Source organism: Chryseobacterium camelliae (assembly GCF_002770595.1).
GTDB classification, from domain to species: Bacteria; Bacteroidota; Bacteroidia; order Flavobacteriales; family Weeksellaceae; genus Chryseobacterium; species Chryseobacterium camelliae.
This window is the reverse complement of sequence record NZ_CP022986.1, coordinates 2986721-3011475: the sequence shown is the minus strand read 5'-3', so window position 1 is coordinate 3011475 and position 24755 is coordinate 2986721. Positions and strand designations below refer to the sequence as shown.

At 42.9% G+C, this 24755-nt stretch carries 24 protein-coding genes; 15 read left to right on the top strand and 9 right to left on the bottom strand.

Translation table 11 applies throughout. The annotated features are described in order from the left end of the window. The first annotated feature begins 89 nt into the window (after positions 1–89). The 8 genes from CGB83_RS13925 (at position 90) to fabF (ending at position 7773) form a co-directional block, all read left to right on the top strand. Positions 90–752, top strand: coding sequence for a hypothetical protein (locus CGB83_RS13925; RefSeq protein ID WP_228419942.1), 663 nt, complete (start codon positions 90–92; stop codon positions 750–752). A 19-nt stretch (positions 753–771) separates the two neighbouring features. Then, positions 772–1149, top strand: coding sequence for a hypothetical protein (locus CGB83_RS13920; protein ID WP_228419940.1), 378 nt, complete (start codon positions 772–774; stop codon positions 1147–1149). A gap of 66 nt (positions 1150–1215) precedes the next feature. Next, complete coding sequence (locus tag CGB83_RS13915) at positions 1216–3888, top strand: TonB-dependent receptor domain-containing protein (protein ID WP_100076343.1); 2673 nt, start codon at positions 1216–1218, stop codon at positions 3886–3888. 121 nt (positions 3889–4009) lie between these two features. Further along, a complete protein-coding gene (locus tag CGB83_RS13910) occupies positions 4010–4876 on the top strand; it encodes a helix-turn-helix domain-containing protein (RefSeq protein ID WP_100076342.1) in 867 nt (288 codons plus the stop codon). 88 nt (positions 4877–4964) lie between these two features. Next, positions 4965–5381 (top strand): OsmC family protein, encoded by a 417-nt coding sequence (locus CGB83_RS13905; RefSeq protein ID WP_100076341.1) that lies wholly within the window; start codon positions 4965–4967, stop codon positions 5379–5381. A gap of 114 nt (positions 5382–5495) precedes the next feature. After that, positions 5496–6101 (top strand): TetR/AcrR family transcriptional regulator, encoded by a 606-nt coding sequence (locus tag CGB83_RS13900; RefSeq protein ID WP_100076340.1) that lies wholly within the window; start codon positions 5496–5498, stop codon positions 6099–6101. A 4-nt stretch (positions 6102–6105) separates the two neighbouring features. Then, positions 6106–6531: a PaaI family thioesterase gene (locus tag CGB83_RS13895; protein WP_100076339.1), complete on the top strand. Its 426-nt coding sequence runs from the start codon at positions 6106–6108 to the stop codon at positions 6529–6531. After that, positions 6532–7773 carry a beta-ketoacyl-ACP synthase II gene (fabF, locus tag CGB83_RS13890; protein WP_100076338.1) on the top strand — a complete coding sequence of 414 codons (1242 nt, stop codon included), beginning with the start codon at positions 6532–6534 and terminating at the stop codon, positions 7771–7773. A gap of 93 nt (positions 7774–7866) precedes the next feature. On the opposite strand, the gene CGB83_RS13885 is transcribed toward fabF, so the two are convergent. The 3 genes from CGB83_RS13885 to CGB83_RS13875 are packed head-to-tail and all read right to left on the bottom strand — an operon-like array spanning position 7867 to position 10184. Next, entirely contained in the window at positions 7867–8358 is a 492-nt protein-coding gene (locus tag CGB83_RS13885; RefSeq protein WP_228419938.1) for a cupin domain-containing protein, read from the bottom strand. 18 nt (positions 8359–8376) lie between these two features. Then, positions 8377–8799 carry a Dabb family protein gene (locus CGB83_RS13880; RefSeq protein WP_100076337.1) on the bottom strand — a complete coding sequence of 141 codons (423 nt, stop codon included), beginning with the start codon at positions 8797–8799 and terminating at the stop codon, positions 8377–8379. A gap of 56 nt (positions 8800–8855) precedes the next feature. Next, positions 8856–10184 (bottom strand): hypothetical protein, encoded by a 1329-nt coding sequence (locus tag CGB83_RS13875; RefSeq protein ID WP_100076336.1) that lies wholly within the window; start codon positions 10182–10184, stop codon positions 8856–8858. Positions 10185–10416: 232 nt separating this feature from the next. Here CGB83_RS13875 and CGB83_RS13870 point away from each other — a divergent pair, with 232 nt between their 5' ends. Further along, positions 10417–11106, top strand: a complete 690-nt coding sequence (locus tag CGB83_RS13870) for a response regulator transcription factor (RefSeq protein WP_100076335.1) — start codon at positions 10417–10419, stop codon at positions 11104–11106. Then, complete coding sequence (locus CGB83_RS13865; protein ID WP_100076334.1) at positions 11103–12509, top strand: sensor histidine kinase; 1407 nt, start codon at positions 11103–11105, stop codon at positions 12507–12509. Before CGB83_RS13870 ends, CGB83_RS13865 begins: the two co-directional genes overlap by 4 nt. 13 nt (positions 12510–12522) lie before the next feature. On the opposite strand, the gene CGB83_RS13860 is transcribed toward CGB83_RS13865, so the two are convergent. Together CGB83_RS13860 and msrB are read right to left on the bottom strand one after the other, a co-directional pair. Further along, the gene (locus CGB83_RS13860; RefSeq protein WP_228419936.1) at positions 12523–13155 is read right to left on the bottom strand and encodes a murein L,D-transpeptidase catalytic domain family protein; all 633 of its coding nucleotides are present in this window, start codon (positions 13153–13155) and stop codon (positions 12523–12525) included. 253 nt (positions 13156–13408) lie between these two features. Beyond that, positions 13409–13852, bottom strand: a complete 444-nt coding sequence (gene msrB, locus CGB83_RS13855) for a peptide-methionine (R)-S-oxide reductase MsrB (RefSeq protein WP_100076332.1) — start codon at positions 13850–13852, stop codon at positions 13409–13411. 190 nt (positions 13853–14042) lie between these two features. Here msrB and CGB83_RS13850 point away from each other — a divergent pair, with 190 nt between their 5' ends. Then, a complete protein-coding gene (locus tag CGB83_RS13850; protein WP_100076331.1) occupies positions 14043–15287 on the top strand; it encodes a DUF445 domain-containing protein in 1245 nt (414 codons plus the stop codon). Positions 15288–15396: 109 nt separating this feature from the next. On the opposite strand, the gene CGB83_RS13845 is transcribed toward CGB83_RS13850, so the two are convergent. From CGB83_RS13845 to CGB83_RS13835, 3 genes are all read right to left on the bottom strand, one after another. After that, positions 15397–16434: a quinone-dependent dihydroorotate dehydrogenase gene (locus CGB83_RS13845; protein WP_100076330.1), complete on the bottom strand. Its 1038-nt coding sequence runs from the start codon at positions 16432–16434 to the stop codon at positions 15397–15399. Between the two features lie 176 nt (positions 16435–16610). Further along, entirely contained in the window at positions 16611–17315 is a 705-nt protein-coding gene (locus CGB83_RS13840; RefSeq protein ID WP_100076329.1) for a pseudouridine synthase, read from the bottom strand. Positions 17316–17393: 78 nt separating this feature from the next. After that, on the bottom strand, positions 17394–18449 hold the full coding sequence (locus CGB83_RS13835) for an alpha/beta hydrolase (protein ID WP_100076328.1): 1056 nt from the start codon (positions 18447–18449) through the stop codon (positions 17394–17396). 407 nt (positions 18450–18856) lie between these two features. Between CGB83_RS13835 and CGB83_RS13830 the strand changes: the two genes are divergently transcribed. The 4 genes from CGB83_RS13830 to CGB83_RS13815 all read left to right on the top strand — a co-directional run bounded on the left by CGB83_RS13830 (position 18857) and on the right by CGB83_RS13815 (position 23835). Continuing rightward, positions 18857–19375 (top strand): hypothetical protein, encoded by a 519-nt coding sequence (locus CGB83_RS13830; RefSeq protein ID WP_100076327.1) that lies wholly within the window; start codon positions 18857–18859, stop codon positions 19373–19375. A 95-nt stretch (positions 19376–19470) separates the two neighbouring features. Further along, on the top strand, positions 19471–21012 hold the full coding sequence (locus CGB83_RS13825; protein WP_100076326.1) for a glycine--tRNA ligase: 1542 nt from the start codon (positions 19471–19473) through the stop codon (positions 21010–21012). A gap of 79 nt (positions 21013–21091) precedes the next feature. After that, positions 21092–22228, top strand: a complete 1137-nt coding sequence (locus CGB83_RS13820; RefSeq protein WP_100076325.1) for a serine hydrolase domain-containing protein — start codon at positions 21092–21094, stop codon at positions 22226–22228. A 44-nt stretch (positions 22229–22272) separates the two neighbouring features. Next, on the top strand, positions 22273–23835 hold the full coding sequence (locus CGB83_RS13815) for a helix-turn-helix domain-containing protein (protein ID WP_100076324.1): 1563 nt from the start codon (positions 22273–22275) through the stop codon (positions 23833–23835). Here the strand turns inward: CGB83_RS13815 and CGB83_RS13810 are convergent, their stop codons facing one another. Further along, positions 23836–24750 (bottom strand): hypothetical protein, encoded by a 915-nt coding sequence (locus tag CGB83_RS13810; RefSeq protein ID WP_157761429.1) that lies wholly within the window; start codon positions 24748–24750, stop codon positions 23836–23838. Positions 24751–24755: the final 5 nt, after the last annotated feature.

Below are 24755 nucleotides of genomic sequence, written 5' to 3'. Positions count from 1 at the left end.
TACGTTTTTAATCATATCTACCAGAAAGATTCAGGATTATTCCTATACAATTAGCAAAACAATTAAAATGTTTTGCTAATTTTGCGTTTATGGGATTATTAAATATAAAAAACTGCTGTTTAGGATTGCTTGCTGCTTCGGCAACACTGGTTTCATGTAAAAAAGATCAGCGTGCCACGTATTTAACAGAAGAGGCCGCAATAGACCAGCCCGTTCAGGCGGGAAATGCTCCTAAAGTATCTTTATTTGATCAGGCGGGAGTTCAGCCTGCTCAGACGGCATCAGCATCTGTAAGTACACCGGGAATGAACCCTCCCCACGGACAGCCGGGCCACCGGTGTGACATTCCGGTAGGACAGCCTCTGAACTCAGCACCGTCGCAAAATGCACAGCAGGGAGCGCAGAATATCACCGTTAATCCTAACCAGGGACAGCAGACCATTCAGATCGATCCCAATGCTCTTAAGCCCGGAAAATTCACGGTAGATGCCAATGGAAAGCCTGCCGGCGTAAAAACGGCAAAAGGAATGAATCCTCCTCACGGGGAACCCGGACACCGGTGTGATATCCCGGTAGGGCAGCCTTTGAACAGCAAGCCTGCACAGACCGTACAACAACCGGTACAAACCATAGCACAAAACACTCCGCCGCCTGCGGCTCCGGCTCCTACAGGAGAAAAGCCCGCATTGAATCCGCCTCATGGGGAACCATGGCATAACTGCGCGGTAAAAGTTGGTGAAGCTTTGCCGTAATTTTTGTATTTTTGCATCAGTGAAACTATTTCAGATCATAGCGATTGTTTTCTGCCTGGGAATTTTTCTGGTTCCTAAGGATACGCTGTATCTCGAAAATATGCAGGAAACATGCTGTAAACAACAGGATTCGGAAATGCAATGCTGTAAGAAAGACAGCCGGCATACTCATCATTCCAATCAGCGTCAGGATAAAAGCCAGAAACCCTCTTCCTGTGATGACCACTGCTGCTCCACCTGTGCAGTATGCTATACTTTTATCGGAACTCCTTTTTCCGTAAACCAAAAGCTGGAATTATCCTATTATAAGTCTAACAGGAACTTACAGTTTCAGTATTCCGATCCCTATCTTTCAGACCGTTTGAAAGAAATATGGCAGCCGCCTAAATTAGGTTAATACTATTCGCTAAAGTTTACCATCAACAGGTGAACTGAATTTTTATTAATCTAAATTTTAAACCACATGAAATTATATATTTCCAGGATATTTCTTGGTATATTCCTGGTATCTTCCCAATGGATTTTTGCCCAAACCCTTTCTAAACAGCAGTTCGGCGTAAAAGGAAAGTGTGAGATGTGCAAGGCAAGAATTGAAAGTACAGCAGTGAAAGCAGGCGCAAAAAAAGCTGTATATTCTATAGATTCCCAGATATTAACGCTTAAAACAGACAACAGCACCTCTACAGATGGTATTTTACAGAAGGTAGCTGAGGCCGGCCACGATAATGAGAAATTTAAGGCAAGTCCTGCGGCGTATGAAGTACTGCCTGCCTGTTGCCATTATGATCGCGGACCCGATGATACCCAGGGTACTGCTGAATACAGCCATCACAATACAAAGAAAGAAAATGAATTTTTTGTCAGAGGGAACTGTGAATCCTGCAAGGCAAGAATTGAAAAAGCATCCAAGGAAGCCGGTGCCCGTTCTGCTGAATGGAATGCAGAAAGTCAGACGTTAACCCTTGACTTTGATCCGGCAACCACCTCATCAGACAAAATCCTGCAGAAAATTGCGGATGCAGGCCATGATAATGAACGATACAGGGCGTCAGATGCCGTTTATAAAAATCTCCCTTCCTGCTGTCTCTATGACAGGAACATCCCTTTCGGGGAAGTTAACCCCAAAGTTCATGCAGAAGAAGCAACAGATTCTTCCCATGCTCAACACAGCGTATCTGAAACAGATGGGAAAACAATTGAAGGGGTAACGGTGACAGGCTCAAAGGCTGCTACTTCACTGAATAAAAAAGAAGCCGGAATGGTATTCAATATCGACCGCAAGGAATTGCTGAAGGCTGCATGCTGCAACCTTTCCGAAAGTTTCGAAACCAATGCGACCGTAGATGTTTCTTTCAGCAATGCCGTTACCGGAACCAAGCAGCTTAAAATGCTGGGACTGGATCAGAAATACACCAGCTTAACCAAAGAACTGCTGCCGGAAATCAGGGGACTGGCTTCAGCGTATGGCCTCAGCTTTATTCCGGGAAGATGGATTGAAAGCATTCAGCTGACCAAAGGAGGCAGCACGGTTACCAATGGATATGAAAGCATTACCGGGCAGATCAATACCGAGCTGCTGAAAAATGCATCAAAACCTGAAACTTCACTCAACCTTTTTGCCGATTTCAACGGACGTACCGAAGCCAACATAACCAGTGTCTCCAAAATCAATGACCAATGGTCCCAAACGTTCCTTCTTCACGGAAACGGAACATTCGGCAATACGGATATGAATAAAGACGGGTTTCTTGACAGGCCGAAAGGCACACAGATCAATGCCGCGTATTTGTTAAATTACAATGACCTGGAAAAATCCGGTTTCGGTTCTCACTTCGGGATTAATTTCATCAGGGATGAGCGGACTTCCGGACAGACGGGATTCGATAAAAAGATTGCTCAGGATAAACAATCGGCTTATGGTGTAGGAATCGATATCTCAAGGTTTCAGGTATGGAACAAGACCGGCTATGTTTTTAAAGGGAAACCTTACCAGAGCTTAGGCTGGATGAACCAGTACACGTATCACCAGCAGGACAGCTTCTTTGGGTTGAGGAATTATTCAGGTAAACAGCATACCTATTATTCCAATCTGATCTTTGAGAGCATACTGGGCAATACCAACCATAAATATAAAGCAGGAGCAAGCTTCATGTATGATGGTTATGATGAAAATTATCTGACCGATCACTTCAAAAGGAATGAAATCGTTCCGGGAGCCTTTGCCGAATATACGCTGACCGGCCTGAAATATACTCTGGTTGCAGGCGCGCGCGTGGATTTTCATAATCTGGCAGAAACGCAGTTTACACCGAGAATGAACTTTAAATACGACATCAGTCCGCAAACCATCCTGAGGCTTTCTGCCGGAAGGGGATTCAGGACGGCTAACGTTTTCGCGGAAAGCCAGCAGTATTTTGCTTCCAACCGTATGGTTCAGATCATGCAGAACGGCGGAAATATCTATGGACTGAAAACTGAAATTGCCTGGAACTACGGTGCCAGCCTGCAACAGGAATTCAAACTGTTCGGAAGGAAATCCTCCATCGTCGCTGATTTTTTCAGAACCGATTTCCAGGATCAGGTACTGGTAGATCTTGACCGTTCACCGCAGCAGCTGACCTTCTATAACCTTGAGGGGAAGTCTTTTGCCAATTCTTTCCAGACCCAGTGGGACTTTATTCCGTTCAAAAACTTCGAGGTAAGGCTTGCTTATAAATATTACGATGTTCAGGCAGACTATCTTGAAGGAAGGCGCGAAGTTCCGTTTATGGCAAAACACAGAGGATTTCTGAACCTTGCGTATGCAACCAATAAAAATACAAAAGGCGGATTCTGGAGCTTCGATACCACACTTAACTGGATCGGAAAGCAAAGGCTTCCGGAAACATTTTCCAATCCTCAGGAATTCAGGCTGCCGGCTTACTCAGAGCCTTATGCCGTGCTGAATGCGCAGGTTTCCAGAAATTTCAGCAATAAGATAAGGGCTTACCTGGGAGGTGAAAACCTGACTTCTTATTATCAGAAGAACGCTATTGTAGATTTCAGGAATCCGTTTGGAAACTATTTTGACGGCGGAATGGTTTATGCGCCGATCATGAAAGCCAACTTTTATGTAGGACTGGATGTGACGTTCTAACCGACCTGGATAAACAGCGTCTAAAAGGTTGCTTTTACCATCGACAGATTCCGGTCGTAAAACATGGCTTGACCGATACCGTCAAGCCATGCTTTTTTGTATTTTTATCCAATATATCCATATGCTGCAACCGCTCATTTTTGAAGACCATTATAAGAAGCTTGGGCTCGAATTCTTTTTCGGTGAACATCCCGGAATTGTTAACAGCGATAAATTCCGTCATGACGTGAAAATATTTTTTATTCCGGCGGGCTATGAACTTACCGTTGATTTTAATCATTTCAGGACCCAAAAACCTAATCTTTTTTTCCTCAGCAACCAACAGGTAAATATAGAGTACGGTAAAGATGAAGCGGCTCTGCTCTATTATAACCGCGATTTTTATTGCATACAGATCCATGACAAAGAAGTAGCCTGTGACGGGCTCCTGTTTCATAATGTTTTTGAAATCCCGTTTGTAGAACTTGACGATCAGGAAGCAGCCGTTGTAAAAAATATATTCAGCAACATACAGCATGAACTGGAATGGAAAGATTCCTCTGCAGAGGAGATGATCCGCACCTACGTGAAACAGCTGATCATAAGATCTACCAGAATGTGGAAGAGGCAGCATCTGGATCAGGACAAAATCAGGATTTCCGGTCATGAGCTGGACATTTTCAGGGACTTCAGCAGGTATCTTGAAATTCATTTCAGGGAGAAGCACAACGTTTCAGAGTACGCAGACCTTCTGCATATTGCTCCAAAAACACTGAGCCATAAGTTCAGAGCTTTACAACTGGAAAGCCCGAACCAGCTGATCATCAACAGGATTTTACTGGAAGCCAAAAGGTTATTGCTGTATACCGATAAACCTGTTAAAGAAATTGCCCATCATCTGGGTTATGATGATCCGGCGTATTTCAACAGGCTTTTTACCCAAAAGACAGAAAATACGCCTGCCAATTTCAGGAAAAACTACCTTTCGGGAAAAAAGTACAATAGGTAGTTCCTTTTGTGTATTGAGTTGGAACAGTATGTGATATATCTTTGTCCTGTAAAAATTAATACACATAACAATAAAAAGCAGAACTATTATGAAACGCAATGCAACAGCCGTTTGGACCGGAACCGTAAAAGAAGGAAAAGGCCACCTTACTACCCAGAGCACAACTTTGAACCAGACCCAATACTCTTTCAACAGCCGTTTTGAAGAAGGTGTGGGAACCAACCCTGAAGAATTACTGGCTGCAGCCCATGCAGGATGCTTCACGATGAAACTGAGCGCGGAGCTTACTCAGGCAGGATTTACGCCTGAGGAACTGACTACTAAATCTGTGGTAACCCTTGATCCAAGTGCCGGAAAAATTACAAAATCGGAACTGACATTAACAGCAAAAGTACCGGGAATCTCTGAAGAAGAATTCCAGAAGCATGCAAAAACAGCAGAGAAAGAATGTCCGGTAAGCGCCGCTTTCAATTTTGAAATTACGCTTAATGCTACATTAGCCTAATTTAATAGCACTGCTATTAAGATGACAAGCCTGGATTTTTAAAGTTCAGGTTTATTTTTAAAATAAAATATACTATTCGGTATATTTTTATATATTTGCTTCTAAATATGATCTATGTCTAAAGCAGAAAAGACAAGACAGTTCATCATCGAGAAAACTGCCGTTTTGTTCAACACCAAAGGTTACCTTTCTACATCGTTATCTGATATCAGCGAGGCTACAGGATTGACAAAAGGAAGTATCTACGGGAATTTCGAAAATAAAGACGAAGTAGCGCTTGCCGTATTCCGGTATAATTACGGAATACTAAGGAAGAACATGCAGGAAGTTATGAAAGAAGAATACCCTACAGTCTCAGATCAGCTGTATGCGCTTGTATCGTTCTACCGCAACCATTGGCCGCTGGTCTTTAAAACCGGGGGCTGTCCGCTGATGAATGCAGCTACAGAGGCGGATGATACTTTTCCCGCACTCAGCAGCCAGGTGAAGAATTCTTTTGAATCATGGATCGCAGCCATTACAGAAATCATCAGGTCCGGACAGGAAAAAAATGAATTCAGCATGACCATTGATACAGAGGAATATGCTTCCCTGTCGGTCACTTTGATAGAAGGCGGCATCCTGCTCTCCAAAAGCACAGGAAATGAAAAGCACCTGCATTATGCGCTGGACCGGGTCTTACAACTGATTACCGAAATACAAAAAAATTCCTATTATTAATATCATGGATAAACTGGAAATCCTCCGGTCCTTTACCGGAAAAGAGTTTACAGGCTCACCCTCTCCTTTTATGCGCTGGCTGAATCCTGTTGTGCTTTCTGCAGAAGAAGGCGAAATATCATTTCAGTATACGGTAAGGGCAGAATGGCTCAACCCGATGGGCAACCTTCATGGTGGTGTTACTGCTGCAATCATAGACGACAGTATTGGCGCTACTATGTTTACACTGAATAAGAAAGACTTTATTGTTACGGTAAATAACAGTATTGATTATTTTTCAACAGCCAAAGAAAATGATCATATTATAGCCGAAACGAAAATTATTAAAAGAGGGAAACAGTTTGTGAACGCGCAATGCGAAATATGGAATGCAGACAAAACACGCCTTATCGCGAGGGGAACCTCTAATCTTTTTAAAATCAATACCTAAATGAAGAGAGTTGTTATTACAGGACTGGGCGCAGTAACGCCTTTGGGAAATAATGTAGAAGAATTCTGGCAGAACAGCATCAAAGGAGTGAGCGGTGCCGGTAAAATTACCCATTTCAATCCTGAAAAATTCAAGGTGGACTTTGCCTGTGAAGTGAAGAACTTTGATCCTAAAGTGCACCTTACCCATAATGAAATCAAAAGAAGTGACCTGTTTTCACAATACGCCATGTATTCTGCTGCTGAAGCCCTGAAAGACTCCGGTCTTGAGCTGGAAACTATGGATCCTTTTGATACCGGTGTAGTCTGGGGAACCGGACAGGGCGGTATGTGGACTTTTGAAAATGAAGTGATGAATTTTGCACAGGGCGACGGAACGCCAAGGTTCAATCCGTTTTTTGTCCCTAAATTCATCGCCAACATGGCTTCCGGAATGATTTCCATGAAGTTTGGCCTTCAGGGCATTAATTACACGACTATTTCAGCATGTGCAACAGGGAACACCGCACTGATGGATGCTTTTAACTACATCCGTTTAGGCAAAGCGAAAGTGATGGTAAGCGGAGGTTCCGAAGCTGCCATTTCTCCGGCCTCTGTCGGCGGTTTCTCTATTATGAAGGCCATGTCTACCCGGAATGATGATTGTGCAACGGCGAGTCGTCCGTACGATGCAGACCGTGACGGTTTTGTGATGGGAGAAGGGGCAGGAGCGCTGATCCTGGAAGAATATGAACATGCCAGAGCAAGAGGAGCGAAAATTTATGCGGAACTTGCCGGAGCTGCCATGACTGCGGATGCCTATCACATGACGGCACCTCATCCGGACGGAGTGGGAGCGATTAAAGCGATGCAGCTGGCCCTGAAGGAAGCCGGGGCCAATACAGAAGATATCGATTACCTGAATCCTCATGCAACCTCTACCCCCATGGGAGACCTGGTAGAGCTTAACGGGATCCATACTTTATTTAAAGGAAGTAAAAACCTCGATATCAGTGCTACGAAGTCCATGACCGGGCATTTGCTCGGGGCCGCCGGTGCTGCGGAAGCGATCTTATCCGTCAAAGCCATTGAGAACGGGATCATCCCGCCGACGATCAATCTTCACAAACTTGACGAAAATATTCCGAAAGAAGTTAACATTATATTCGGAGAGGCGAAAGAAAAAAAGATCAATTTTGCATTAAGCAATGCCTTCGGTTTCGGCGGGCACAATGCTACCCTGGTGTTTAAAAAGTTTCAGTAATTTTTTTAGATTACAGAATATAATACACAAAAAGCAGCCTTTCGGGCTGCTTTTCCATTGTACGAATAATATAAACTCAGCTGTACAACTGAATTAATCCTTGTCCTTGTCCTGATCAGCAATAAACAGATCGTCTGCATCTTCTGCAATCGGAATATACAGCCTCTCCCAAACCTTGCTTTTCACCATATCCCAGCTGTGCCCTTTTCCTTTAAGGTCCTCTGCCAATAAAACGGTTCCGGGCTTAATGACAAACGTAGAGCCGTCCGTTACCTTGAACTTGATGTTCCCCTTGATGGTAATCACATATTGTCTCCTGGGTGCAGGATGGGCATTTTTTTCCCAATCCTCCGTCTTATTGCTCATCCAGAACGTAGTGGTGTTCATATGCTTCAGGGTAGGAATTCTTCCTTTTTCAAAAGTACATGATCCGTCCGGATTGTTGACAAGCCGGATAGCAGGGATGTATTCAGTGGTTTCTTCTGCTTTTACACTGATTTTTTTGTCATGATGATGTTGTGCATTCATACAGTTCATTGTGGAAAGTGCTACAACAAGGCTTATGCCTTTAATGATGTTTTTCATTTTTTTAATAGGATTCTTTTATGCGTTATAAACGGTATCATGAACCAGCATTCTTTCGAAGAATGGCTTGTATTGCTTTACGAGGGCCAGGTGCTCCGGAAGTTGCCCGTACGCTTCCAATTCTTCCAGGCTGTCGAATTCCATGGAGGCATTGTACGTAAAGCTGTTATCCAGAACACTTCTCGGACTGGACGCTGCGGGTTTTCCGTAACGGAGATTTTTCTGATAAGGTAGCTTTGCAAGCCCTTTGAAGAAGTTCTCAAATTCTTTCACCTCAGCTTCAGAAAGATCTTTTCTGAGCCAGAATAACAAATAATGGAAATACACTTTTTTCTTTTTTACGGGGTTAAACATAGGTAAAGCAGAGGCCAGTATATTCCCTGAAAACAGCAGGAATGCCGAAGCCTGTACTGAGCGGAATAAAAATTTTCTTCTTTCCATACTAAATACTATTGTTTATGGTTGTCTTCTGTCAAGTAGTGACCGGAGGGAGTCATTTAATTAAAATCAATCCTGTACTTCAGGACAAACTGCCACTTACGGTCTGACACGACAGCATTATTTGCAGCATCACCGGTAAAAACCGGACGGTTCTGTGCATTGAAGGTAAGCCTGGAAGACATTCCGTTCATGAGCAGGGAAATTCCGGCATCATAAATAACGGCATGATCATGCAGGGCTTTCAGGTCGGACAATTGTACGCCTACAGCAGGCTGCAATTGGAGGTTTTTCTTTTCTTTGTTGAGATAGGGCAAAGTTCCGCCCAGCTGGACATAATAGGTATTCCCGGTTCCGATGACAGGCATGGCATTTCCGGCACCGTTAAGGCTGGCAAGCGAAGCATCCACCGAAGTGGCCGGGTTATTGGTTCCCACATAACGGACATAATTCGGACCGTAGTCATTATGCATAGCCATGGCATAGGCACTTACGGAGGTTCCTTTTTCCCGGTTTAGCGGCGCATCATAGAACAGGTCTACCGCAAAGCTTTTCATATCATCATTCACTGTATTTTTAGCAGCATCCTGATGCCACATGGCATTGTGGATATAATCAAATCCGGCACCCAGGCTTAACACATTCTTTTTTCCTACATACGTTCCGGAATTAAAGGGCGTAGAAATATTTTCCGTATCCAGGAAAGCATACCTGAAATACCCTGAGAAATCTTTGTGGGGCGAATTTTTGCTGAAGGTGGACACATTGGGTTTCGGGTCTGCCGTTGCCATGGTATACGGATCTGCAATTACCAGACGGTAATCAAATTTCCCCAGCTGACCTTTGATATAAGCACTTAATTCTCTCACGGTATAATCTGTTGCACCGGCATTGGATGTCGCATAGGCCGGAAGATCATACAGAAGTGTATTCAGCGGGCCCGTAGTAAACCGGGAAAGGCCTCTCCATGTGGATCGCCCCGCACCGAAAGCAATCTTATCACTGAATGCATATTCTGCATAGGCATCCAGCAGATCGAAGTAATTGCTGCCTTTCGCATTGACATTCACATTGGTGGTTCCTCCCTGGAGCACAAACATCAGCTTTTCAGTAGGTTTGTAAGTCATTTTCACCCTTACCCTGCGAAGTGAAAGATCCGACACCTCTGATTTGGCATCATTATTCACCATGCTTCCCGGGTTAAGCTGGGCATAACGGGCCCAGAGTTCCGCATATCCGCTAAAGGAAATATACCGTGAATGCTGTTCATTAAAATAGTGGGTAAGAGCAGGATTGTTGAAGTCGTTCTTTTTCTGAGCTTCAGCCTTCTGGCTCATGCCGATCAGTGCGGCAAGTATGAGTCCTGTTTTAAAATACCTTCTGTCCATAGTGTTCTGGTCCTCTTTCGTTGTTTTGACAGGACAAAATTAGCATCGAAAAACCTGGAACAGCATTAGAAGACTATTAGAAATCTTTTAGAAAACCATTAAAAGGATCCATCTGTTTTTCCGGAAGAAAAATATGGGATACCTTTGCATAAGGATCAGCAGTTCAGGTGGATTTTACCTATCATGAAACATCACCGCCAACCCTGCTTACTTTGTGAAACAGTTATTCCAGATGAAGATTTTAATCATAGAAGACAATGCCCGGGTTTCCTCATTGCTGAAACGCGGCCTGGAAAGCCAGGGATATCAGATCTATATTTCGGAAGATGCGGAAGATGCCCTGATCATGACGACCCGGATTGGCTTTGACCTTATCATTACAGACATCATGCTTCCACAGATGAGCGGTACCGAATTCTGCAAGATGATTAAAAACAAGCAGCCTGACCTTCCCATTATTATGCTGACTGCTTTGGGAACTATTGATGAAAAAATCGAAGGCTTTGATGCCGGAGCTGATGACTATATGGTGAAACCCTTTGAAATCAGAGAACTGTATGCCCGGATAAAAGCTGTATTGCTGAGGAAATCATCATTGCCTAAACACAGCGATACAAAGGATATCCTTCAATATCACCATCTGGTTATCCATCAGAACACCAACCGTGTATTCAGGGACGGAAAGGAAATCATCCTTACTCCCAAAGAATTCAAACTGCTTGTTTTCCTGATGAGCCATTCAGACAGGATCCTTACCCGTGAAGAAATTGCAGAAAATGTCTGGGGGAACCATTTTGATACCGGCACCAATTATATTGATGTGTACATTGCCTATCTGCGCAAGAAAATTGATAGGGATTTTGATGAAAAACTGATCCATACCAAACCCGGAGTCGGGTTTATTTTTACCCGTAACTTATGAAGATTGCTACCAGAACCGCCCTCATTTATGCACTCCTTACTGCAGGAATACTCTTCATTTTTGCCTATGTCCTCTATTTCGTATCGGAAAACAACAGGAAAGATGAATTCAATGACCGCTTAGGTTATAAGATTATCTGGAGGGCTGAATTTATTTTTGATGCGCATATTGACGGTTACAAACTAAAAACGCTCCACGAAAGGAATAAAAAAATGCTGAACGAGGCTGATATCAGTGTGTACAACAGCAAAAAGGAACTGATCTTCACCGATATAAAGCCGAGCTCAAAAAATCCATATTACCTCGACAAGCTTATCAGAACAGGGAGAGATAAACTGATCTGGCAGAGAGGAGACCGGCAGTACATGGCTTTCCGGTATCAATTCGATGACGACAATTACTATATTATCGGGAGTGCGGTAGATGTTACGGGCCTGGCTCATATCCGGGAGTTCCGGGAAGATATTATTATCGTCTATATCATTTCCGTGCTGGTAATCTTTATCATCGGATTCTTATTTTCTTACTATACCCTGAAACCGCTGAAAGACATTATCCTTCAGATCCGGGATATTTCAGAGCATAACCTTCATAAACGGCTGATAGTCCCCAAAGCCAAAGATGAAATTTACGAGCTCACCGAAACTTTTAATTCTACATTTAACCGGCTGGAAAAATCATTCAGTAACCACCGCCAGTTTGTGACTACCATTTCGCATGAATTCCGAACCCCGCTTTCAACGCTGATTGCTGAACTGGAGCTGGCCAAGGAGCTGAATGTGACGCTGGATGATTATAAAATTTCGATTGATAATGCCCTCCAGGATGCTACCCATGCTTCACAGCTTTCTTCAGCACTCCTTGATTTTGCCAGGGCCAGTTATGATGTTTCCCAGATCAGTTTCACCGATGTGCGCCTGGATGAAATCCTCGCGGATGCTAAAGTTGACCTGCTTCAGAAGAATCCGGATTACCGCATCGGAATCCATTATACGGATAGCCTTGCTGATAAGGATGAAAGTAATTATGACTTTTATGGAAATCCCTATCTGCTTCAGATTGCATTTCTGAATTTAATGGAAAATGCCTGCAAGTATTCCGCGGACAAAAGTTGCCGGGTAGAAATAGAAGTGCAGAATAAAACCCTGGAGATAAGGTTTATCGATCAGGGAATCGGCATTGCTGAGCAGGAACGAAATAAAATCTTCGACCTGTTCTACCGCGGCACCAATAAAAATTACGGAACAGGAAACGGGATCGGCCTCTCTATCGTTAAAAGAATCGTAGAAATGCATCAGGGACAAATTTCTCTGGATTCTCATCCTGAACAAGGAAGCACATTCAGGATCCGGTTTGTGTCTGAAAACAAAAAAAGCAGTCTAAACCAGACTGCCTTGCATTGACAAATACTTTTTGTTACCCTTTTAACCATTCCGACCTCGAAAGGTAATTCTGGTCCGGATAATAGATAAAGAGGCAGTTCCTTCCTTTGATGGTATTGATGATCGGCTGTGTAAGGTCTCTCGGGACTGCCGGGCAACCCCAGCTTCTCCCGATTCTCTTGTGCACAGCAGCAAACTGGTCGCTAACGTAATCTGCTCCGTGCATTACGATTGCCCTTCTGTAAGCGGCATCATTAAATCCTTTGTCCATGCCCAACAGTTTCAGAGAATACCCGTTGTCTCCCTGGTACGTTGCATCTGTGATATAAAATCCAAGGCTGCTCTGCAACGAACTTTCCGTGTTAGAAAAATTCGTCGCAAACTCGTCGCCTGTATTTTTACCATGCGCTACCAAAGAATTGAACAGGACTTTCTTCTCGTTCATGTCGATTACCCAAAGTCTCTTGGTATTGGAAGACATAGAAAAATCGCATACCGTCAGGAGATGCGAATCCTGGTTTAATAACCCGGCTTTCTTCAGGTTTTCAAACCCGGTCATCGCTTTAAAGAAAACCTCTTCGTTAAGTTCATGCCCTGTTTCAAAGGGGATAGATTTGTAAAGTTCTTCGGATGAAGATACTGTGCTTTCTGCTTTTGCAGAGTTCATACCAGCTGTTTTTTCGGTCTTTTTTGAATTGATTCGATTCCCTGTAACAGCCTTCTCAGGGGACAGATAAAATGAGGTCGTAACCACATAAACAATACTTAATAAGCTATAAATTCCTTTCATTCAGATATTATGTTAAATACAATTGCGAGAGCAAATGTATAAAACATAACGGTACATCCCTTATAATCTTATAAAGTTTAACGCTATTTAAGAAAATTTAACGCGTTGATTTATAGAATCAAATCAGCGTTTAATTTTGAGTATCCGGAATAAATTCCAAACTGACGGAGTTCATACAATACCTTAATCCCGTAGGTCTGGGCCCATCATCGAAAACATGTCCCAAGTGGGAATCACACCTTTTGCAGAGCACCTCTACCCTCTCCATTCCGAAAGCTGTATCCCTTTTGTAATAGACCCCTTCCTCATCCGCTTCAAAGAAGCTCGGCCAGCCGCAGCTGCTTGAGAACTTGGCATCTGAACGGAACAAATGGTTGCCGCATACCGCACAATAATACTCGCCTAATTCGTCGAATTCATTGTACTTTCCCGTAAAAGGACGCTCTGTAGAAGCTTCCCTGGAAATCGCATATAAATCGGGAGAAAGATACTTTCTCCATTCTTCATTAGGAATATCCAGTTTTGAACGATCTGTCCGGGAATAGTATGGATTGTTTTTTGCTTCGTGTTCCATGTAATCGTTTAATGATTCGATAACAGCTAAAATTGAACCATAATAGATAAAACTTTTATTTTTTTGTTATTTTTAAACTGATTATAATATATCAAAGGATTTTTGACACCAGAACAGGCGGAATACCTGATCATGATCGGATGGTAAGCTCTCTGATTATCTCACCCATAACAACCGTATACCACACCTTATGAATGATGAAGCAAAAAGAAAACAGTTAAGAAAGTACAAAGCATTCGCCACGGGACTGTTCCTGCTGATGGCTGCTGTATTTATCATCACCACTATACTGCAGAAAAGCAATACCTCCCACTGGATCGGTTATGTTCGGGCGTTTTCTGAAGCAGCCATGGTTGGTGCGCTGGCAGACTGGTTTGCCGTAACCGCACTTTTCCGGCATCCTCTGGGGCTACCCATCCCGCATACCAACCTTATTGAAAACAGCAAACAGCAGCTGGGCGATAACCTGGGTGGTTTTGTCGTGAATAATTTCCTTTCACCGGCAAACATCCGTCCTTATATCCAGAAACTCAGGATATCCGGTTTTGTCGGTGAATGGCTGGGAAAAGAAAAAAACCAGGGGATTCTCATCAGAAATATATCAGACATCGTTCTGGATATCCTCAATAAACTGGATGACGATACGGTAAGCCTTTTTATCAGTGACAAGGTGTCTGAAATGACGGATGACATTAAGCTCAATAAAATTGTCGGCAACGGAATAAGCTATATCATAGACAAAAACGACCATCAGCGTCTTATTACCAGTCTTTCCTCGCAAATCAAAATTTACATCCTGGAAAATGATGAAATGATCAAAGACCGCGTCAAAAAAGGCAGCTACACTTTTATTCCGGCATTTGTCGACAATAAAATTGCAGATAAGATCACCAGCGGCCTGGCTGATTTTTTCGGAGAAATAGAGGAAGATCCGGGGCATGAGATCAGGAACCTGATTACCCGTAAGATCCAGGATTTTTCCGTGGACCTGAAGGAGGATCCTAAATGGGATCAAGAATTCAGAAGTATTAAGAACGACCTTCTGAAACCGGAAAAATTAAATGAATATTCCCGGGACATCTGGGCCTCCATCAAAAAAACAGTAACGGAAGAACTGCAGCATGATGATTCTGCCCTTAAGAAATATATTTCCAAAAACCTGGATGAATTCGCCCTGAATTTAAAAACCAACGCAGCACTTCAGGACAAAATTGATGACTGGGTGCGGGTAACAGCTTATAAATACATCCTTAGAAACACCCACCAGTTCGGCAACCTCATCAGTTCAACCGTGGGCAACTGGCAGGGAAAAGAGCTGAGCGAAAAGCTGGAACTGGAAGTCGGGAAAGACTTGCAGTTTATCAGGGTCAACGGAACACTTGTCGGCGGATTGGTAGGTTTGATCATTTATACGATTGCGCATTTTTTTATCTGAAGTATTAGCCCATGAAAAAAGCAGCATCTTGATTGATACTGCTCCTTTGTTTATTATGAGTTAGCCACAAAAACCGTCTCCAATTCTCAAGCTAAGCTGGAAATACATTCTATCTCGGTAACCGGCTTGCCCTTTTAAGCACTTCGCGGTTAATATCATTGATCAGCTCAGGACCCTCGTATATAAATCCGGTATACAGCTGAACCAGGCTTGCGCCGGCATCCAGTTTCTCAATGGCATCTTTCGCCGAATGAATTCCACCCACACCAATGATAGGAAATGCCCGGTTGCTTTTTTCTGAGAGATAACGGATCATTCTGGTGCTGCGTTCCCGGATCGGTTTTCCGCTCAATCCGCCGTTTCCGATCTCCGCCAGCACTTCCGGTGGTGTTTTCAGGCCTTCCTTGTTAACAGACGTGTTGGAAACAATGACTCCGTCAATTTTTGTTTCTGCAATAAGGCCGATGATTTCATCCAGCTGATGGTCATTCAAATCCGGGGCAATTTTTAAAAGGACCGGTTTCTGAACGGCTTTGGATTGGTTGATTTTTTTAACTTCTGTAATCAGTTCCCGCAGGTATTCCACATCTTCCAGTTTCGCATGGCTTCCTACATTCGGGCAGCTGACATTCAGGACAAAATAATCCACATATGGATGAAGGCCTTCAAAGCACTCCAGATAATCCCGGGTGTAGTTTTCCGGGGCGGTATCTGTATTTTTCCCGATATTTCCGCCGATGATGATTTTGCCTTTATTGCCTTTCAGTTTTCCAATGGCAGCTTCCAGCCCGTCATTGTTAAAGCCCATCCGGTTAATGATTCCGCCGTCTTCAATCAGCCTGAACAGTCTTTTTCTGGGATTTCCTGCCTGTGCCTTCGGTGTAACCGTACCGATTTCCACGAATCCGAAACCAAGGTCAGCCAGTTCATTGAACAGGACGGCATTCTTATCGAATCCGGCCGCAAGGCCTACAGGATTTTTGAATTTCAGTCCGAACACTTCTCTTTCGAGCCGTTTGTCGGCAATAGGTTCAGGGAAAAATATCCGGGTAAGAAAACCAAAATTTTTAAGCATCGAAAAGGTAAAATGATGCACGGCTTCAGGATCAAACTTAAAAAGGACCGGACGGATCAGCGATTTGTACATGCCTTGTTTTTGGAGTACAAAGATACTGATTTTTAGTTGAAGTTCTAAACGTTAAAGGAAAAGAGGAAACTGTATGGAAACCATTGTTTAAGTACAGAGATTTTTACAATTTGAAATGTGATAAATGCAGTGGCTTTGAATTTCAATTGATCTATCAGCCGATTGTAAAAACCAATTTAATGATTCCTGACATACGCATTCAGATCAAGACCGAGGGTATCCCCTACTTTTTTGAATTCTTCATCAATCGTAGCAATTACATGTATCCTTTCATGGGTAATAGGATGAGTAAAAGCAAGCTGATAAGCGTGAAGGGTCATTCTGGTCATATTAAAAGTCTGCAGCAACAATTTGTTCTGTTTGTTGCATCCGTGTTTACGGCATCCTAAGATGGGATGCAGAATGTGTTTAAAATGTTTTCTTAACTGATGAAACCGTCCTGTTTCCGGAATAGCTTCCACCAGAGAATATCTGGAAGTCTGGTGTTTTAAAAAAGGCAAATCGATTTCTGAAGTCTGCAGACGGCGGTAGTAAGTCACGGCATTCTGCTTCACTTCATTTTCGTTAATCAAATCATAATCAATCGTTTCTTCTTCTTTCGTCCAGCCACGGAGAATGGTGATGTATTTCTTTTCAACTTCCCTTGTGGCAAACTGATCACTCATGGCCCTGAGTGTATCTTTATCCAAAGTGAACAGCAGAACGCCTGAAGTTTTACGGTCTAAACGGTGTACCGGATATACTTTTTGTCCGATCTGGTTCCTCAGCTCCTGAATAGCGTACGTATCCGCTTCTCCCGAGTAAAAAGATTTATGCACCAGCAGTCCGCTGGGTTTGTTGATAGCAATAAGATGTTCGTCACGGTACAGGATTTCTAACATCCGGCAAAAATAGAGATTTCATTCCATACCGCTCTTACAATACTAATATCGGTTTTGGTTAAATCAGGTTCAGGAATACTATTCCTCAAATTTCAGATGGTCATTGAAAAACGGCAGCATGCTGTTTTCAATCCTTCCGTTTTCTTTGCTTACTTCACTTCCATGAGTGCCAATGTATTCTTCAGCTTCATGCTTTATTTTCAGGAGTTCAAGGGTTTTGCTGAATTCCATACACGTAGGCGGAATATGCCTGAACTCATCATTCCTCCCCCAGTCGAATTTGATTGCTTTTAGCTTTTTAAGGTTTTCATAATGGGTAAAAGGGAGTTCCGAAGTGGAGTTCTTTCTCAAATCTTCTGTTACCGCAGCATTTACTGTCAGGTGTTCTTCGCTAAAAGCAAAAGGCAGATCTGCAAAAAACGGAGGTTTAGCAGGGTTTCCATTGTATGCCCTTGCGATGGCAAAAATAATATTCGTTCTTGCATTTTCAGGCTTTGAAAGATCTTTTATTTCTTTAACATCAGCCGCATTTTTATAAGAATCCATTTCTGTGAGGGCAAAATACCTGGCGTCAAGGACACCTGGAGAAAGTGCATAGACGGATGAAAAGACTTCGGGATGCAGGATGGCATTTCTCAACGCACCGTTTCCTCCCATAGAATGCCCGGAAATCCCACGGCTTTCTTTATCCGCGATGGTCCTGTACTGCTGGTCAATATAGTGCACCAATTCCAGTGATGTAAAGTCTGACCAGTTTCCGGATGATTTTGAATTGGCATAAAAGCTTCCTTTAAATACCGTGCTTTCATCCGGCATCACCACGATAACCGGTCTGATCTTTCGTAACTGAATCGCACGGTCGAAGATATGGTTGATCTTATCACTGTTCACCAGCAGGCTGTCACTCCAGAAGAACCCATGCAGAAAATAAATGACAGGATATCTTTTTGCCGACTGTCCATAACCTGGCGGAAGATAGACGGAAACCCTCCTTTTCGGATTCTCCCCTGCTTTGTTCTGCAGCGTTTTTGCCGTAATATAGGTTGTGACGACTTTTCCTTCAGGAATCTTCTGAGCTGATAAAAGCTCTATAGACAGGAGGAAAGTAAGGATTAAAAAGCCTGCTTTTTTCATTGTATTGCTTTGATTCACACAAATATCGTTAAAATATCTCAAAATGAGACAATATCTATTGTACAGATCAGATCAGGATTAAAAACCCTTCAATCCCCGGACAGTTCTATATCCATAGCCCTGATTGAAGCGTAAATCCCGGAATGGAGCGGTGGAGCAAAGCGGAGCCGCGCCATGAGGAATTGCAGCGGAAAGCAGGTTCCCGGCTCCTGAAAATGCGCCTGAAGTTTACGATCCTGAAGCAATGTCTTTTAGTGAGTTTAAAGATTAGCTAATTTTTATTTGTATTAAATAATCACCTGTTCACCTAAAGACATATTTCAGGCAAGCTGAACACTGTTAAAGGCTAATCTTTACAAAAAGTCTTTATTATGTGATTTTTTACTATTTTCGTGGAAAAATAAGATATGAAAAAATTATCTGTAGCAATAGCATTCAGCATGACAGCACTGACTTATGCTCAACATTCTGATACTATCGTACTGGGGAAAACCAACCGGGAGTTCTTCATCAAAGGAGACCAGAAATATAAATTCTCTGAATACAAGAAAGTATTTACCAATCCTGAAGCCTTGGCTTACATGAGGAAATCAAACACGAACGGGACTGTTGCACAGGTTTTCGGAGCTCTGGGTGGTGCGTTCATGGGTTATGGATTAGCTCAGGAATTATTTTTCAAAAAACAAACGGCCTATCACAACGGCGTAGCGTATGAAATCAAGCGAAGAGGAGGATGGGGAATTGCAGGAATAGGTTTGGGGATGGTAGGCGTAAGCATTCCTTTTGCCATAGGTGCCGGTAAAAATATGAAGAAGGCCATCCGTACACAGAATGATGCTGATGCCCAATCAACGGCTGAAACGCCCAAAACTTCTTACCGCCTTGATGTCAGTGGAAACGGCGTAGGCTTAACCTATAATTTCTAAAGACCAGCCTGCTGCAGTTTTTTAACTGCTTTTTTCACCGGATTTCATGATATTGGAATCCAAATTCCTATTTTTGCAATTCAGATGTAAAATATATGGCAAAACAAGAAGATGTTTTCAGGAAAGTAATTTCTCATGCTAAGGAATACGGGTTTATTTTCCCTTCCAGTGAGATCTATGACGGTTTATCCGCTGTTTATGATTATGGACAGAACGGTGCCGAACTTAAAAACAATATCAAGCAGTACTGGTGGAAAGCCATGGTACAGCTTAACGAAAATATTGTGGGGATTGATTCGGCAATCCTGATGCACCCCACCACATGGAAAGCATCGGGCCACGTAGATGCCTTCAATGACCCATTGATTGATAATAAGGATTCCAAAAAACGTTTTCGTGCAGATGTCTTAGTAGAAGATTACTGTGCCAAAATTGAAGATAAGGAGAATAAAGAAATTGAAAAAGCAGCCAAGAGATTCGGAGAATCTTTTGATAAAGAGCAATTTGTAGCCACCAATCCAAAAGTCCTTGAATACAGGGCAAAAAGAGAAGCGATCCTGACAAGGCTGGCCAAATCCCTGGAAAATGAAGATCTTGCTGATGTAAAAGCACTGATTGAAGAGTTAGAAATTGCTGATCCGGATACCGGTTCTAAAAACTGGACGGAGGTTAGGCAGTTCAACCTGATGTTCGGGACCAAATTAGGAGCCTCTGCAGATTCTGCGATGGACCTGTATTTAAGGCCTGAGACCGCTCAGGGGATTTTTGTGAATTTCCTGAATGTACAGAAAACTTCACGCCACAGGCTTCCTTTCGGGATCGCACAGATCGGGAAAGCATTCAGGAATGAAATTGTTGCAAGACAGTTTATTTTCAGGATGCGTGAGTTTGAGCAGATGGAAATGCAGTTCTTCGTAGCTCCGGGTACTGAGCTTGATTTCTATGAAAAATGGAAACAAAAGCGCCTTAACTGGCACTTAGCCTTAGGTTTAGGAGATGAAAACTACCGCTTCCACGATCATGAGAAATTAGCGCATTACGCCAATGCCGCCGCCGATATTGAGTTTAATTTCCCATTTGGTTTCAAAGAGCTGGAAGGAATCCACTCAAGAACGGATTTTGACCTGAAAGCCCACGAGAAATTCTCCGGAAGAAAACTTCAGTTCTTCGATCCTGAAAGGAATGAAAATTATGTTCCTTATGTAGTGGAAACATCGGTAGGTCTGGATAGGCTGTTCCTGGCTTTATTCTCCAACTGCCTGAAGGATGAAGTGCTTGAAGACGGATCTGAAAGGACCGTTCTTTCTCTGCCTCCGGCTCTGGCTCCTATTAAAGCAGCCATTCTTCCGCTGATGAAAAAAGATGGCCTTGCAGAATATGCTGAAAAAGTATTTAATGACCTTAAATACGATTTCAACCTTTTCTACGAGGAGAAAGATGCCATCGGTAAACGTTACAGAAGACAGGATGCCATCGGTACGCCGTACTGTATTACCATCGACCACGATTCACTTACGGATCATACCGTAACGATCAGGGACCGGGATACAATGGCCCAGGAAAGGGTCCCGGTTTCAGAATTGAGAAGGATCATTGATGAAAAAACGAGTTTCAGAAATTTACTTTCAAAAATATAAATTCAGAGCCTTGAGAAATCAGGGCTTTTTTTATAAGGTTTTTTTGAATAGATTTGTTTACATCCAAATCCCTACATCTATGTGGTTATTTATACAGATCATACTGATCGTCATTGCCGTGGCAGTAATTTTAGTTTACCTGACCGGTTATGGCTACATTTTCAACGGGATTTCAAAAACCTACTTTAAAGGGAAGCTGAGCGCCAACATAGATGATGGTCCCTATTTCCCAGGCAATACCGTAGCTGCTACAGCTCCTAAGCCATGGGAAAAAGCATCTGAATACAACACCTATACATTGCCGGAAGATCTTATCCATGATTTGGAATCTTCCTGTACAGCTTCCTTTATTGTTGTGAAAAACGGAAAGCTGGTTCATGAACAGTACTGGAACGGTTATCATGCCGGATCCTCTACCAATTCTTTTTCGATGGCTAAAGCCGTCACAGTGATGTTGCTGGGCAAGGCACTGGAAGAGCAGAAAATCAGCAGTATCGATGAAAAGTTCTCTGCTTTTTTCGGGGAATTTGACCAGAAGGAATACGGAAAAGAACTTACGCTGAAACTTCTCGCCCGCATGGAATCCGGACTGGACTGGGAGGAAAACTATAAAAACCCTTTTCTCCCCAACGCCAAAGCATATTATGGCAGAAGCCTCATCAGTGCTACGTTTCCACGGAAATTCAAAGAACAGCCCGGCAGCAGGTTTGAATACCAGAGCGGCTCCACACAGCTCCTAGGTTTTGCCGTACAAAAAGCCATTAACCAAACCCTGGCCGCATACCTGTCCGAGAAATTCTGGACCCCTCTGGGTATGGAACATCCTGCCAGCTGGAGCACAGACGAAAGCGGCATGGAAAAAACGTACTGCTGCATCCATTCCAATGCACGGGATTTTGCGAAATTAGGGCAACTGTTCCTTGATAACGGAAAAGCAGGGGAAAAACAGATTCTGAATGAAGACTTTATTGAACAGATGAGGACCCCTACGGAACATTCAGGACATATTTATGGCATGGGACTCTGGATTAACCATGACAATCCTGTCAAGCATTATTATTTTCTGGGACTCCAGGGACAGTATATCATTATGGTTCCTGAATACGATATGGTCATCGTACGGACCGGAAGCTACCATAACCTGCCTAAAAATGACCGGGGACGGCCTGACCAGGTAAAGTTCCTGGTGAATACTGCTGTGGCATTATTTGAGTGACAAAGGCCATGATAACAAACTAAAAACACATAACCTCATCACAAATGACAGCTAAAAAAATTATTTTATTATTTCTGCTTGTATTTTCTGCCCAGGCATGGTCGCAGCAGCCATTTCCTTTTGAGGAACAGTATAAACGTGCACGGTACTTTGCAGGTAAATTTCCTGACAGTTCGGATATTGTCCTGAACAGCATTATTGAAGCAGCACAGAGAGACAATCAGCCTGAATACCTTGCCAAAGCCTATTATCTGAAATCATTTAACAGCTATGTGAAATCTGATGCAGAAAATACGATCCGCTATGCCGGGATTGTCTTCAACATTTCTGAAAAGAATCATTACACTGTTGGAAAAGCACTGTCGTACAGGATGTATGGAACACAGTATGCAAAACTCGGTCTTCTGGAGCAGGCTGAAGAAAATCTCTCCAAAGGCATTAAAGAGGTTGAACATTTAGATACTGATGAAGGACATGAATTAAGGGGTATGATTTATAATTCTTACCTGATATTTCTGAATGAGAAAGAGTATAAGAAAAAACTGTATTACTCAAGGAAATCCATCAATGAATACCTTGGAATACAAAATCAGACCCGGAGAAACGAACTTCTTGTTTCCGCCTATAGCAATATTGGGTATAACCTGTCAGAAGTTAACCAATTCAAAGAATCCATGCAGTATCTAAAGAAAGCTCATGCCCTAGTAGGGAATGGTAATGATTATCTCAAGTGCTGTATTCTGCATGATATAGGATTCTCATTTTCAAAAAACAAACAACCGGACAGTGCTGTGCATTATTACCATCAAGCACTGAGTATTGCAGACGCCTTTGGATTTACCGAAAAGAAAATAGAAATTACAGGAAATCTTGAACAGGCCTATGCTGAAAAAGCAGAGCCTGACAGTGCAAAAACGTACAAGATCCAGCATCTCCTCCTGAAAGACAGTGCGTCGTATAATAAAAGCATTACTGTAGGGAAAGTGCTTGCCGGTGAGAAAAAGGAATACTCTAGGAAGCTTGATCAGAGCCGCTTTCTATCCAAATCTCTGATCATTGCCTGTATTATCTTGATCCTGATACTTGGAGCCGTTATGATCAGGATTAAGCAGCTGAATGAAAAAAACAGAAAGATCACAGCTGAAGTGTATCAGAAAGGTATCACCCAGGTTCCCTATGAGGAGGAAACAAAAGACTCTGATGAAGATGAAAAAGATACAGAAACCCTTACCTCCCCTATGAAAATTTCCCCCGAAGTGGAGGAAAATATATTGAGAGGCCTGCAGGCATTTGAAGAAAACCTGGAATTCAACAACAGGAATGTGGCAAAATATGATATGGCCCACAAACTGAATGTCAACACCAAGTATCTTTCAGCAGTCATCAAGAAACATAAAGATGCCAATTTCAATCAGTACATCAATGCCCTGAGGATCGGCTATATTGTTGAGCAGCTTAAAAATGATCCGCAATTCCGTAAATACAAGATCAATCATCTTGCCGAGATCTCAGGATATTCTTCACACAGTGCTTTTTCCCATGAGTTCAAAAAAATTGTGGGAATACATCCTTCTGCATTTATCAAGAACCTCACCCGCGTCTCCTGATTACTGCTCGGCGATGGTAAGGCTATTATAGCCGTCGGCAGAAGTATTCAGCGAAAAATTAGCTGTATTGGAATTGTTGAGGTTAAACCATGTATAAGGCATTAACCTTTGCCCTGCAGACATAAAGAAAGAGGCTGTACAGTTACTTCCGGCATCAAGATTTCCGATGCTGTTTGAAGACATGGTATTGGCGCATTTAACCGTACTGATAATATTGGATGAAGCCAGTCCCGTAGTGTTGTCATACAGCTGCCAGATCGCCTCGATCTGGATGGGGCTTAGAGTATCTGTATTGTAATTGATTGCAAGAGGTGCCATATCGGTATTAAATGATGCTACATAAACACCGTCATGAGGAGCAGTGAATGTTCCTGTTGAAGCATTGAAAGAACTTCCTGAATTATTTTCAAAGGTTTTTGTCCAGCTTACAAGATAATTACTCTGCCTGTTCTGCAGGCCTGTGGTGGTATTGGCAGAAGGAGCAACCAGTTTGACATTATTGTTCGTTTTGGAAGCTATGACAATCACTTTATTATTGTTAGACTGGGCAGTGAGCAAGGGTATCCATTCGTTACCGTTGGAATACTGAAGGCCATTATTGTATTTTACAGCACCTTCATCTGCCGCTGCCGCTGATAATGAAGTATTTCCAAAGCCTATAGCTCCGTTTCCCTGGTTCCGGGCATCTACTTTTACCGCGGGAGATATGGTTCCTGCTCCCAGCCTGCCGGAAGCAGTGATGACCACATCATTTTCCTGCTGGGCGGCCGTAAAAGTATTTCCTGAAATCGGATTGTCTTTCTGGCCATCCACATGTAATACACCCTGCGGGTTAACCGTGTTGATTCCCATCTGTCCTGATACGGCATTACTGCTTACCATCAGAACGATCCATAAAATATTCTTTCTCATCATTTGTT